The 12,149-nt window shown below is 61.4% G+C and carries 11 protein-coding genes; 4 read left to right on the forward strand and 7 right to left on the reverse strand.

Translation table 11 applies throughout. The features are described from left to right. Positions 1-120 precede the first annotated feature (120 nt). The 3 genes from BMZ91_RS07910 to bla all read left to right on the forward strand — a co-directional run bounded on the left by BMZ91_RS07910 (position 121) and on the right by bla (position 3,354). On the forward strand, positions 121-1,518 hold the full coding sequence (locus tag BMZ91_RS07910; protein ID WP_092836702.1) for an amidase: 1,398 nt from the start codon (positions 121-123) through the stop codon (positions 1,516-1,518). A gap of 68 nt (positions 1,519-1,586) precedes the next feature. Further along, positions 1,587-2,372 carry a DUF2189 domain-containing protein gene (locus tag BMZ91_RS07915; RefSeq protein WP_092836890.1) on the forward strand — a complete coding sequence of 262 codons (786 nt, stop codon included), beginning with the start codon at positions 1,587-1,589 and terminating at the stop codon, positions 2,370-2,372. A gap of 94 nt (positions 2,373-2,466) precedes the next feature. After that, positions 2,467-3,354 carry a class A beta-lactamase gene (gene bla / locus BMZ91_RS07920; RefSeq protein ID WP_092836705.1) on the forward strand — a complete coding sequence of 296 codons (888 nt, stop codon included), beginning with the start codon at positions 2,467-2,469 and terminating at the stop codon, positions 3,352-3,354. 113 nt (positions 3,355-3,467) lie between these two features. Here the strand turns inward: bla and BMZ91_RS07925 are convergent, their stop codons facing one another. The 4 genes from BMZ91_RS07925 to BMZ91_RS07940 form a co-directional block, all read right to left on the reverse strand. Next, positions 3,468-3,680 (reverse strand): hypothetical protein, encoded by a 213-nt coding sequence (locus BMZ91_RS07925; RefSeq protein ID WP_092836708.1) that lies wholly within the window; start codon positions 3,678-3,680, stop codon positions 3,468-3,470. Next, positions 3,677-4,834 (reverse strand): aromatic ring-hydroxylating oxygenase subunit alpha, encoded by a 1,158-nt coding sequence (locus BMZ91_RS07930; RefSeq protein WP_092836711.1) that lies wholly within the window; start codon positions 4,832-4,834, stop codon positions 3,677-3,679. The genes BMZ91_RS07925 and BMZ91_RS07930 overlap by 4 nt, the downstream gene beginning before the upstream one ends. A 183-nt stretch (positions 4,835-5,017) precedes the next feature. Then, the gene (gene ilvN / locus BMZ91_RS07935) at positions 5,018-5,578 is read right to left on the reverse strand and encodes an acetolactate synthase small subunit (protein WP_092836714.1); all 561 of its coding nucleotides are present in this window, start codon (positions 5,576-5,578) and stop codon (positions 5,018-5,020) included. Between the two features lie 81 nt (positions 5,579-5,659). Continuing rightward, positions 5,660-7,414, reverse strand: a complete 1,755-nt coding sequence (locus BMZ91_RS07940; RefSeq protein WP_092836717.1) for an acetolactate synthase 3 large subunit — start codon at positions 7,412-7,414, stop codon at positions 5,660-5,662. Between the two features lie 530 nt (positions 7,415-7,944). Here BMZ91_RS07940 and BMZ91_RS07945 point away from each other — a divergent pair. Further along, on the forward strand, positions 7,945-8,589 hold the full coding sequence (locus BMZ91_RS07945) for a hypothetical protein (RefSeq protein WP_092836720.1): 645 nt from the start codon (positions 7,945-7,947) through the stop codon (positions 8,587-8,589). 6 nt (positions 8,590-8,595) lie between these two features. Here the strand turns inward: BMZ91_RS07945 and BMZ91_RS07950 are convergent, their stop codons facing one another. Genes BMZ91_RS07950 through BMZ91_RS07960 form a run of 3 tightly spaced genes read right to left on the reverse strand, consistent with a single transcriptional unit; the run spans position 8,596 to position 11,987 of the window. Then, positions 8,596-9,243 carry a response regulator gene (locus tag BMZ91_RS07950; RefSeq protein WP_092836723.1) on the reverse strand — a complete coding sequence of 216 codons (648 nt, stop codon included), beginning with the start codon at positions 9,241-9,243 and terminating at the stop codon, positions 8,596-8,598. Further along, the gene (locus tag BMZ91_RS07955; protein ID WP_092836726.1) at positions 9,240-10,676 is read right to left on the reverse strand and encodes a cache domain-containing protein; all 1,437 of its coding nucleotides are present in this window, start codon (positions 10,674-10,676) and stop codon (positions 9,240-9,242) included. Before BMZ91_RS07955 ends, BMZ91_RS07950 begins: the two co-directional genes overlap by 4 nt. A 48-nt stretch (positions 10,677-10,724) precedes the next feature. Then, on the reverse strand, positions 10,725-11,987 hold the full coding sequence (locus BMZ91_RS07960) for a SulP family inorganic anion transporter (RefSeq protein ID WP_092836729.1): 1,263 nt from the start codon (positions 11,985-11,987) through the stop codon (positions 10,725-10,727). Positions 11,988-12,149 lie beyond the last annotated feature (162 nt).

Genomic DNA, 12,149 nt, shown 5'->3' on the forward strand with positions numbered 1-12,149 from the left:
GGGGGCGCTGCCCCCATCGCTTGCAGCGATTCCCCCGGGATATTTTTGGCCAGAAGAAACAGGGTGTTGTGCTCTGCCATGCACGGTCATAGCCTGTGACGGGACAGAGGGAGGCGGGCGATGGATATCACGGGGCTTGAGGCGGGCGATCTTGTCGGGATGCTGTCGCGCAAGGAGATCGGCGCGCAGGAACTGATGCGCGCCACGCTTGAGAGGATTGCGGCCACCAACGGGGCTGTGAATGCGATTGTTGAGCTGCGCGACGAAGATACCCTTATGAAAGAGGCGCGGGCGGCGGACAATGCGGCGAGCCGTGGCGCGCTTTTTGGCCTGCCGATGGCGGTCAAGGATCTGGCCAATGTGGCGGGGTTGGCGACCTCGCAGGGCTCGCCGTTGTTTGCCGGTCAGGTGGCGCAGACGGACGATCTTCATGTGGCGCGGATGCGCGCGGCGGGGGCGATTTTCATCGGCAAAACCAACACGCCCGAGTTTGGCCTTGGCAGCCATACGTTCAACCCGGTGCATGGGGTGACGCTGAACCCCTATGATCCCGGTCGCTCTTGTGGCGGATCATCCGGTGGGGCGGCGGTCGCCCTGGCCTGTGGCATGCTGAGCCTGGCCGACGGGTCGGACATGATGGGCAGCCTGCGCAATCCGGCGGGCTGGTGCAATGTCTATGGCATGCGCCCAAGCTGGTCGCTGGTGCCGAGCGAGCCGCGCGCCGATACCTTTTTGCATCAGCTCTCGACCAACGGCCCGATGGCGCGCAGCCCGCGCGACATGGCGCGGCTTTTGGCGGTCATGGCTGGGCCTGATCCGCGTCAGCCGCATGGCGCAGCCGCGCCGGATCTCGGCGATATCAGGCCAAAGGCCAAGGACGCGCGGATCGGCTGGTTGGGCGACTGGGGCGGGGCCTGGCCGTTTGAGGCGGGTATATTGGACCTCTCGGAAGAGGCCCTGCGGGTGTTTGAGGGGCTTGGCGCGACGGTCGAGCCGGTGCAACCGCCGTTTAGCCGTGATGCGCTCTGGCAAAGCTGGGTCACCCTGCGCCACTGGGCGGTTTCGGCCAATCTGACGCCGCTGCTGGAGAGTGGGCGGTTGAAGCCCGAAGCGGTCTGGGAGGTGGAACAGGGGCAACGGCTGAGCGCGCTGGATGTGCACAAGGCCAGCGTCATTCGCAGCGGCTGGTTTGCCGCCGCCGCGCGGGTGTTTGATCACTATGACGCTCTTGCCCTGCCGACGGCGCAGGTCTGGCCGTTTCCGGCCGATTGGACCTATCCCAAGGAGATCGCGGGCCAGCAGATGGACAGCTATCACCGCTGGATGGAGGTGGTGGTGCCGGCCTCACTGGCGGGCTTGCCTGCGGTGGCGGTGCCGGCCGGATTTGGCGAAAACTGCCTGCCGATGGGGATTCAGCTTATCGGGCGGCGCGGTGACGATGCGCGGCTTCTGGAGCTGGCGCAGGCCTATCACGAGGCAACGCTTTGGCCAACCCGGCGGCCGCCTGTGCCAAGCTGAGTTTGAGTTATATCTTTGCGACGGGGGCGGTCTTGGCTACCCTTCGGCAAAACCGAAAAGGGGGCAAGATGCCAGCCAATGAGATCAAGCCGCTTGGACGGCCCGAAATGGGGGAGGTGCGCTTTGCCATGCTGGGCGAGGCGTTGCGCCGGGGCTGGCGCGACATGCGCCGCGCGCCGGGCTATGCGGTTGCTTTTGCGGGTGTATATGTGGCAGTGGGGCTTGTCATGGCCGGGGTCACCTGGAGCACCGGCAAAAGTTACTGGCTCATCTTTGCCGCCGTTGGTTTTCCGCTGGTGGGGCCATTCGCCGCCGTAGGGTTTTACGAGGTCAGCCATCGCCTTGAGCAGGGCCGCGCGCTTGTTGCCACCGAGGTGATGGGCGTGATTGCCCATCAGCGGCGGCGCCAGTTGCCGTCGATCTGCGCGATCATCATCATGGTGTTTCTGTTCTGGTTCTTTCTGGCGCATATGATTTTTGCGCTGTTCCTCGGGCTTTCAAAGATGACCAATGTGTCTTCGTCGTTTGAGGTTTATCTTACGCCAGAGGGGCTGAGCATGCTCACCGTCGGCACCGCCGTTGGCGCGGTTTTTGCGCTTTTCATCTATGCAATCACGGTGATTTCCCTGCCGCTTTTGCTGGATCGTGAGGTGGATTTCGTGACGGCGATGCTGGCCAGCCTTGAGGTGGTTGTGCATAATCCCGTGCCGATGCTGGCCTGGGGCGTGATGATTGCGGTGCTGACCTTTCTGGCGTTGCTGCCGGGGTTTTTGGGGCTGTTTATTGTCTTGCCGCTTTTGGGGCATGCGACTTGGCATCTCTACAGGCAAATCTGCGCGGCGGGTAAGGGATGAGCCGCCTGGATATGCCCTTTCGAGGCAAGCCGTTTGGATGTACACACTTGCCTGCGGGAAACCGACCCTGATTTCACCATCACAAGAGGCGTCCATGACGCGTAGGGATACACACATCTTCAACCCTATCAGATCGGGGGTTTTGGCCCTGATCCTGCTATCCAGCGCCACTGGTGCTTTGGCGCAGGACGCGCTCAGCCGATCCGTGCAGGACGTCGAGGCGCGGATCGGCGGGCGTATCGGCTATGCCATGAGCGACCTGCACAGCGGGCAAACCTGGGGCTACAGGGCCGACGACCGGTTTCCCGTCTCAAGCACGTTCAAGGCTTTGTTGTGCGGCGTGATCCTGGCCCGCGTCGATGCCGGTGAAGAGGCTCTGGACCGTCTTGTCACCTTCGGCGCGGGTGATCTGGTCACCTATTCCCCGGTGACTGAAACCCGGCTCGCCACCGGGATGACCGTCGGTGAATTGTGCAAGTCGGCGGTTACGATCAGCGACAACACGGCGGGCAACCTGCTTCTGGCAACGGTTGACGGACCTGAGGGGTTCACCGCGGCCCTGCGCGATATCGGCGACACGACCACCCGGCTTGACCGCTGGGAAACCGCGCTGAACGAGGGCGCACCGGGTGACATGAAAGATACCACGACGCCGCAGGCGGCGCTGTCCACGCTCAGGGCGCTGCTTTTCGGGGAGGTGTTGACGCCGACCTCGCGTCGGCAACTGGCCGACTGGATGATCGCCGATGCGGTCGCCGACGATCTCTTGCGCGCCAGCCTGCCCGAAGCTTGGGTCATCGGTGACAAGAGCGGCGCGGGGGGCCATGGCTCGCGATCCATTATCGCCGTGATCTGGCCGACACCGGACCGCCCGGTTCTGGCCGCGATCTATATGACCGAAAACGACGCGGACATGCCCGCGCGCAATGCGGCCATCGCCGAGATTGGCGCGGCGATGTTTGCAGAGCTTCGGGCCCGGTAGGCGCCAAGGCGGCCTGTCAAAACCGGCCCGATCCGGCCCCGTTGACCGGTGCCGATTAATGGCATGGCTCTTGGTTTCATCGGCCTCTGAATGCGCAGGTTCGGCGGTTCAGATCACGCCTCGCGGCCATGCGCCACAAGGCGCGCATGCAGGGTTTGCGTCTCATGCGCGCCAGCCTCCAATGCAAAAACATAGGCGTGCGTGAGAAAGAAACAGGCGGCATCGGGATCGTTGGCCGTATTGGCCGCCTGCGTATAGAGCCAGACCAACGCCGCCTGATCATGCGCCTCATGCGCTGCGATCATCTGTGCGTGCAGATCGCTCATTCAGCCGCCTTTGCCTTGGCGCGGTGGGTCTCGACCTTGCCCGCAACCCAGGAATGAAAGCAATGTGTCGGGCTATCCATCACCGGCGAAAAACGGCCGCCGTCAAACATGTCGGCGTGGCGGCCCTTTTGCATGCCCTGAACCACAAAGATGTCTTCCTCGAACACGGTTTTCCAAAGCTGGGTGTTGCGCGCGCGCAGGCCTTCGTCGCTGTTGGGGACCGAATAATAGAGGTGGATATGCTCAACCGTTCTTTCCGGCCCCTTGGGGTTGAGAATGATGGCAAAGGCATGGTCGCGGTGTACCCCCAGCAGCACATTGGGGTAGACGGCGATATATTCCGCCTGTTCGTTCCATTTGGCTCCGACCTCTTCGAAATCAGGAAACCTGTCGCCGTTTTCGTTTGTAAGCTGGCGATAAACCATGGTGCCCTGACCGGAAAATTCGCCGGGTTTTTCGATGTGATAATGATCTTCCAGTTTGGAATAGCTGTTCAGGCCCGGATGCACCCAGGGCAGGTGGTAGCTCTCGCAATAGTTCTCGACCGCGAGCTTCCAGTTGCACTGTACTTCCAGATCAAAGCGGCTGTCGTGGCCACCGTGATAGACCGGCAGTTCAAATTCGCTCCAGCGCGCGATGATGTCTGCCATGGCGACCTCGAAGTCCGGCGCATCGCCCGAGACGTTGATCCAGACGACATCGCGCCAGATATGGCTGCGCACCTCATTCAGGCCAAGATCATCGCGCTTGATCGCCGCGTGGGTGTTATGGCCCGGCCCGCCCACATGCGGCGTGCTGATCAGGTTGCCCTTGGTCGAATAGCACCACGAATGATAAGGACAGCGGATGGCGCCTTCGATCTTGCGCGGCTCTTCCACCAGGATCATGCCGCGATGGCGGCAGATATTCTGAAACACCCGCACATCGCCATCCTTGTCACGGATCAGCAAAAGCGGCATCCCGAGAAATTCCAGCGGCTTGGCATCGCCCGGTTCGGGCACATCGGCGCCCACCGCAAGCCCGGCCCATTGCGAATAAAGCAGCGCGTGCTTTTCTTCCTCGAACACGGCGGGGTCGATGTAATGGGCATTGGGCAGGCCATTGGCCGTTTCCACGCTGGCGCTTACCTTGGACAGATCAGTCAACTGGGTCATCTTGGATCTCCGGGTCAATCATTGTCAAAACGATTGCCCAGACAGGGCCTTATTGGCCGCCTGTCTGCGACGGGACTTTTCTCAAGGCGACAAGTTTTCGGCGGGTCAGGGGCAATTGCGACCCGCCAGCCCGAAAAACGGCGCCCGCATGGCCCCGCTTCCCGGCATGCCATGGCAGAGCGATCAGAGGCCGCGGGGCAGGGCCGCCACGCCGGTGCGCGCCATTTCGACAAGGCCAAGCGGGCGCATCAGCTCGGCGAAGGCTTCGATCTTTTCGGGGGCGCCGGTGATCTCGAACACAAAACTGTTGAGGGTGCTGTCGACGGCATTGGCGCGAAAGATATCCGCAAGCCGCAATGCCTCGACCCGCTTTTCGCCCTCGCCTTCGACCTTGAACAGGGCTAGCTCGCGCTCGACCGAGGGGCCTTCAACGGTGAGGTCATGCACCGTATGCACCGGCACGATGCGGCCAAGCTGTGCCTTGATCTGTTCGATCACCTGCGGCGTGCCGGTGGTGACGATGGTGATCCGGCTGGTGTGACCGGTATGATCCACCTCGGCCACGGTCAGGCTCTCGATGTTATAGCCGCGTCCCGAAAACAGGCCGATCACCCGCGCCAGAACGCCGGGTTCGTTATCGACAAGCACCGCCAGCGTGTGACGCTCGGTGATATCCGAAAAGGTGGGACGCAGATTATAGGCCGAATGCTTGTTCGAGCCTTTCTTGATTTTCAGAGCAGACATGTGGTTTTTCCTTTGTTCTGGCAGCCTGGTGCCGGAATTTTAAAAAAATTCCGGACCGTTTTCTTCAAAAGAAAACGGATGTCACACTAGCACCGCGCCGCCTTCCTTGATCGCGTCCTTGGTGCTTGCATCGCCCAGAAGCATGTTGTTGTGCGGCTCGCCCGAGGGGATCATCGGGAAACAGTTCTCGTGCTTTTCGACCAGGCAGTCAAAGATCACCGGCCCGTCATGATCGAGCATTTCCATGATCGCATCATCAAGATCGGCAGGGTCCTTGCAGATGATTCCCTTGGCGCCAAACGCCTCGGCCAGCTTGACGAAATCAGGCAGCGATTCCGACCAGCTTGAGGAATAGCGCTCGCCATGCAGCAATTGCTGCCACTGGCGCACCATACCAAGGCGCTCGTTGTTCAGAATGAACTGTTTCACCGGCAGTTTATACTGCATCGCGGTGCCCATTTCCTGCATGTTCATAAGCCAGGACGCCTCGCCGGCGACGTTGATCACAAGCGCGTCCGGGTGGGCCATCTGCACCCCGATCGAGGCCGGAAAGCCATAGCCCATGGTGCCGAGGCCGCCGGAGGTCATCCAGCGGTTGGGATCGTTGAAGCCAAGATATTGTGCCGCCCACATCTGGTGCTGGCCGACCTCGGTGCAGATATAGCGATCCCGATCCTTTGTCAGCGCCTCAAGCCGCGCGAGGGCGTGCTGTGGCTTGATCACCGCGCCTTTTTGCTCGAAGCGCAGGCAATCGACCTTTTTCCATTCGGCAATCTTGGCGGTCCATTTCTGGATGCCCTCACGGTTGACCTTGCGGCCGCGCGATTTCCAGACCTTGAGAAGATCCTCAAGCACATGGGCAATATCGCCGACAATCGGGATATCGGTCTTGATCACCTTGTTGATCGAGGAGGGGTCGATGTCGATATGCGCCTTGATTGAATGTGGGCTGAACGCATCCAGACGCCCGGTGATCCGGTCGTCGAACCTTGCCCCGATATTGATCATCAGATCACAGCCATGCATCGCCATATTGGCCTCGTAAAGACCGTGCATGCCCAGCATGCCAAGCCAATGCTCGCCATTGGCCGGATAGGCGCCAAGACCCATCAGCGTGCTGGTGATCGGAATGCCGGTCGCCTCGACCAATTCGCGCAAGAGGTGGCTAGCGGCGGGGCCGGAATTGATCACGCCGCCACCGGTATAGAACACCGGGCGCTTGGCGGTTTCCATTGCCGCCACCAGATCGGTGATTGATTGCATGTCGCCCTTGACCTGCGGCTGATAGTGGCTGGTACGGGCCTTTTGCGGCGGGATGTAATCGGCGCTGGCGAATTGCACATCCTTGGGAATATCAATCAGAACCGGACCGGGGCGACCGCTTGTCGCCACATGAAACGCCTGATGCAGAACATTCGACAGATCCTTGGTGTCATTCACCAGCCAGTTATGCTTGGTGCAGGGGCGGGTGATGCCAACGGTATCGGCCTCCTGAAAGGCATCGGTGCCGATCATGAAGGTCGGCACCTGACCGGTCAGAACGATGATCGGTATGCTGTCCATCAAGGCATCGGTCAGCCCGGTCACCGCATTGGTGGCACCGGGGCCCGAGGTCACAAGCGCAACGCCCGGCTTGCCGCTTGAGCGGGCATAGCCTTCGGCGGCATGCACCGCACCCTGTTCGTGGCGCACCAGGATGTGGCGAATATCGTTTTGCTGAAACACCTCGTCATAAATCGGTAGCACAGCCCCTCCGGGATAGCCAAAGACGACGTCCACGCCCTGATCCTTGAGGGCCTGAACCACCATTTTCGCTCCGGTCATTTGACGTGTCATGTGCTTTGCTCCGTGTATGACATCACTTCAGATCGCATAAAAAAGCCCCCGGTTTGATCCGGGGGCGCATGGGGTTCCATTATGGGTGCCTTACCGGCCCATGCGCCATGTACCTGACTGTACGACTAGGTTTTCCATGCGGCGACTCCTTTGCTGCGTGTGCGAGACATTATGGCCGGGGGCGAGGGGCGTCAACCCGATTTGACCGAGAAAATGTCGCAAAACGGGGTGAAATCTTTGCATTTATTGCGCGGTTCGCCTGAATTCGATGATTTCAACCTGTTTTTGGAGAGATGACCTGGTATTTGCCCGAGGCTCGCGATTGTCGCAGGGTCGTGGCGCTGCGCCCCAAAAGGTCACTCTCTGTATTATACCTCTCGATTTGTTGTGTTGGAGCGCGCGACGCTGCTGGCTAGGATCAGGCGGGCTGTGGTGTCAAAGGCCGCGGCCCGGCGATAGATTGAACCGATATAAACGGCATGCCCTGAGAAAAGCGAACAGGGCGCGCCGCCATTGAACAGGAGAGCGATATGACAAAAGGCACGATTACGGCGCTTGCGGGGGCCCTGCTTCTGGCAGGTCTGGCACCCGCCACCGCGCAGGAGCACCCGATGGGCTTTTTCGTTACCAGCACCGGGCTCGGCGATGGTGCCAACCTTGGCGGGCTTGAGGGCGCGGATGCCCATTGCGATGCGCTTGCCACTGCCGCCGGATCAACCGGTCGCGAGTGGCGCGCCTATCTGAGCACTCAGGCCGAGGGCAAACGCGGTGTCTCGGCGCGCTACCGGATCGGGATCGGCCCCTGGTACAATGCCAATGGCGAATTGATTGCAAGCGATCTTGACGATCTGCATGTCATCCCGAACCTCAAGAAACGCACCGCCGTGGATGAGAACGGCAATCAGATCAACGGCTATGGCGATAGCCCGAACGTGCATGACATCCTGACCGGATCAATGGCCGATGGCATGGCCTATTTCCCGAGCGATCCCGCCGATCACACCTGTAGCAACTGGACCAGCAATGGCGAAGGCAGCGCGCAGGTCGGCCACAGCGACCGGCACGGCGGCGGCAATGTGTCGTGGAATTCGGCGCATGCCTCGCGCGGCTGCTCGCAAGAGAACCTCGCAAGCACCGGCGGGGCGGGCCTGCTCTATTGCTTTGCCGCTGACTAGAGGCGGCTAAAGCCGCACGCCAGTGCCCTGCAACACGCCATGTTCCATGGCATAGCGGGTCAGCCCGGCGGTGCTTGAAATCCCAAGCTTGCGCTTGATGTTCTTGCGATGCGTCTCAACCGTGCGCACCGAGATATCAAGCGCAAGCCCGACTTCCTTGTTGGATTTGCCCTGCGCCAGCTGCAACAGGATGGTCTGTTCGCGATTGGTAAGCTGTTCGCGGTCGCTGCTGTCATAGGGCGCAAGCGAGCCCTGCGCGCCGGTACAAAGATAGCGCTGCCCGGCCATCACCGCGTCAATCGCGCGCTTGATCTCGTCGGTCGGCACATCCTTGAGGACATAGCCGGCCGCGCCATGGCTAAGCGCGCTGGTGATATATTCCGGGCTGTCATGCATCGACAGGATCAGAATGCGGGTTTTGGGGCGGCGTTCAAGGATGATTTCGGCGGTGCTCAGCCCGCCAATCCCCGGCATGTTGAGATCAAGCAGGATCACATCGGGATTAAGCGCGCCAACCTGCTCGATGATCTCATGGCCGCTGGCCAGATTGGCGATCACCTCGACATCGTCATAGCTTTCAAGGATCGACTGAATGCCTTCGGCGACCATCGGGTGATCGTCAACGATTGCGATGCGGGTGCGGGGCGTGGTCATGCGTTTGCCTTTGTCTTTGGTTCGGAGAGCGGCGAGCGGCCCTGCGGTTGCAAAAGGTGGCTCAGTGGTACAGTGGCCTCGATCACGGTGCCGGATTTCGACGAGGTCACGTGCAGCACACCGTCAAGCTGTTCAACGCGCTCTTGCATATTGCGCAGGCCGAGCCCGCCATTGGGGGACTGCGCGCTGCTCGCCTGATCAAGACCACAGCCATTGTCGGAAATCCGCAGGGTCGCGCCGCCGGCATGGCCGCGCACGTCGATCATCACCCGGCTGGCGCCGGAATGCCGCTCGATATTGGTAAGCGCCTCTTGTGCGACGCGGTAAAGGGCGATCTTGGCCTCGTCATCCAGGCGGTTGCGAAACACCACGGTGCTGAATTCGGTCGTGATGCCGGTGCGGGTGCTGAAGCCCTCGGACAGCGCCTTGATCGCCGGGCCAAGGCCAAGATCGTCAAGCGCGCCGGGGCGCAGGTCGCGGCTGATGCGGCGGACCTCCTGAATGGCGCCAGAGAGATGCGTGATGCCCCGGTCAAGCGTGTCGCCCGCGCGGGTGTCGCCCGCCGCCAGCCGCCGCTTGGCAGTATCAAGCGCATAGCGCACGCCGACCAGAATCTGGCTGATGCCGTCATGCAATTCGCGCGCCACGCGGCCGCGTTCTTCTTCCTGGGCGTCAAATACCCGCTGGGTCAGCTTCTTGAGTTTGGCATCGGCAAGACGGCGTTCGCGGATATTGATGAACAAACCCGACACGAAGACCAGTAACAGCGCCGCCAGCATCGCCGCGCCGATGTAGAGAAAGGTCTTTTGCACCCGGTCCTCGACCTTTTCGCGCGAGGCCGAGACCGCCGCGACCACATCGTCGATGAACACGCCGGTGCCCACCGCCCATCGCCAATCCTGCAGGCCGATCACATAGGCGACCATCCGGGCGCGCTCGCCGGTGCTGGGTTTGCGCCACTCATAGCTGTGATACCCCCCGCCAGAGCGCGCCAGGCGGATAAGCTCGTCGGTGATCGGCGCGCCGCTCGGGTCTTCAAGCCCGGTCCAGTTGCGCCCGATCAAATCGGTGTTGCGCGGGCTGACAAGATTGTTGCCATCGTAATCGAACACAAAGAAATAGCCATCCTGCCCATAGAGCATGCCCGCGAGGATCTGGCTGACCTGAAGCATCGCGGCCTCGTCATCGGGCGCGGCGCGGCCATAGATGTTGACGAAAGCGGTGCGCGCGATCGACAGGTAATTCCTGAGCTCGGCACGCTTGGCCTCGATCAGCTGCGCCTCAAGCGTTTCGATCTCGTGCTCGGCCAGCTGGCGCGACTGCAGCGTCACCACCACCGAAATCGCCACCGCCGTCATGATCAGCGGCAGCGTCGCAATCAGGAAAAGCTTTTGCCCATAGTTGAGCCGAAAAGAGGTGAACAGACGGGTCATGGCAAAGCGATACGTCGAAACCACCGCGATATCCAGCGTTTCGGCGTGTCAGGCGTCGGGCGGGGTCCAATCGGCCTCAGGGATGTCGCGCCTGCGCAACCGAAGTGCAAGCCCAAGCGCAACCCCGACACCGATCGCCACCGTAAGATCCGCCAACACGGTCAGCACCAGCGTCAACACAAGCAACACCTTGTCCGATCTCCGCTCGGCCATATAGCCGCGCCATTTATGCGGCTCGCTCATGTTCCAGGCGGTCAGGAGCAACAGGCCGGCAAGGGCGGGCATCGCGAAATAGCCGGCAAGCGGCGCCACCAGAAGCATCACCAACAGGATGGTCAGCGCATGGATCATCCCCGCCACCGGGGTCTTGCCGCCGGCCCGCACATTGGTCGCGGTGCGCGCGATGGCCCCGGTCGCAGGCATCCCGCCAAACAGCGCCGAGCCGATATTGGCCATGCCATTTGCCAGCACCTCGGCGTTCGGGCGATAGCGCCCGCCGATCATCCGGTCGGCGACCGCCGCCGACAAAAGCGATTCCACCCCGGCGAGAAAGGCAATCACCAGGGCTGAGGGCAACAAGGCGATGATGCGTTGCAGACTCAATTCGGGCAGGCTTGGCAGGGGCAAGGAAGAGGGCAGCGTGCCAAAGCGCGAATACAGCGTATCGACCGGCAGCAGCCAGATCGCAACCACGGCTGAGGTTGCCCCGACCGCAACGATCAGCCCCGGAAAGCGCGGCGCTGCGCGGCGCAGGGCCACGATCAACACCATCGTCGCCAGCCCGATCAAAAGTGCCATGCCGTTGAATGTCTCGCGCGCCTCCCAGAGCGCAGCCAGCTTTTCCAGGAACTCGCCGGGTAGCGCATCCGTCTCAAGACCAAAGAGATCACGCAGCTGGCTGGTGGCAATGACGATGGCAATGCCGATGGTAAAGCCGTTGATCACCGCCTCGGGGATATGGCGAACAAGGCTTCCGGCGCGCAGATAGCCCGCGATAATCAGGATCCCACCGGCCATAAGCGTCGCCAGAACAAGCCCATCATAGCCAAAATCGGCAATCACGCCATAGACCACCACGATAAAGGCCCCGGTCGGCCCGCCGATCTGAACCCGGCTTCCGCCGAGGGCCGAAATCAGGAACCCGCCGATGATCGCGGTGATCAGCCCCGCGCCGGGTTCTGCCCCCGAGGCGATGGCGATGGCGATGCTAAGCGGAAGCGCCACCATGGCGACGCTGATGCCGGCAAACAGGTCGGCCTGAAATAATCCGGCGGTATAGCCGGGCAGGGTGGTCAGAATTTTGGGTTTCATGGCGTAATTAAACCTCACGGCCTAGCGGCTTCAAGCCCAAATTGTACCACGCCGTCCGCGACCCGATCACAAACCCGCGCACAGAGACCGGCGCGCGCCAAATAATCTGGTCTAAATGCGCTATGTACGCAGTATCCGGTATTTTCTCATTGCACCCGCGCC

The organism is Roseovarius lutimaris (assembly GCF_900115165.1).
Taxonomy (GTDB): Bacteria; Pseudomonadota; Alphaproteobacteria; order Rhodobacterales; family Rhodobacteraceae; genus Roseovarius; species Roseovarius lutimaris.